Annotated in this window: 1 protein-coding gene; it reads right to left on the reverse strand. The window is 64.9% G+C overall.

The annotated features are described in order from the left end of the window. Positions 1 to 591, reverse strand: a 591-nt coding sequence (locus tag IMZ11_RS42930; protein ID WP_228649360.1) for a phosphonatase-like hydrolase, incomplete at its 3' end; no start/stop codon positions are given. Positions 592 to 734: the final 143 nt, after the last annotated feature.

A 734-nucleotide genomic window follows, 5' to 3' on the forward strand; every position in this document is an offset into this window, starting at 1 on the left:
GATCGAGGCTCGCGCGCCGGCACGCAGCCCACTGATGACGTCCGAGGAGGAGTCGCCCAGCACGATCATCGAACGCACCGAATCGGTTTCGGTCTGCATCAGCGCGGTCAGCGGCATGTCCGGGTACGGCCGGCCACGGACGCCCGGGGACGGACACAGCACCACGTCGGCCAAGTTGTGCCAGCCCAGGGCATTGATGATGGCCGACTGGGTCTCATGGGCGAACCCGGTGGTCAGCGCGGTCTTGATACCGCTGGACCGCAAAGATGTAATGACATCTTCAGCGCCGGGGATCGGGCTGCAGTTACCCTCGGAGACCAGCTGGGCGTAGCAGCGTTCGAACTCCTTGTTGGCGGCCTGCGCCTGTTCCTCGTTGCCCTTGGCCAGGTGCCGGAAGACCACGATCTTGGACTGGCCCATGGTGTCGGAGACGTAGCGCAGCATCTCCTCACGGTCGGCGTCGGTCTTCGACAGACCCGCATGACTGTCGGCGGCCAGGAACGACTGCTGAACCAGCCCGCTGTCCTCGACGGTGGTGCCGGCCATGTCGAAGACGACGAGGCTGATCGGATCAGTTGCTTTGGTACCCATTGGTTTATCCCTTCGGTTTGGATCGTTCAGACGGTGGCGGCGAGTCGGTCCAGCGCGTTGCCGACGCCGGCGTGGGCGAGGCCCATGCTGGTGGTCATGCCGATACCGGTGGTGACGGTGACGACGTGGGTGCCCTCGATGGG

This window comes from Microtetraspora sp. AC03309 (assembly GCF_020826795.1).
In the GTDB taxonomy this organism is placed as follows: domain Bacteria; phylum Actinomycetota; class Actinomycetes; order Streptosporangiales; family Streptosporangiaceae; genus Microtetraspora; species Microtetraspora glauca.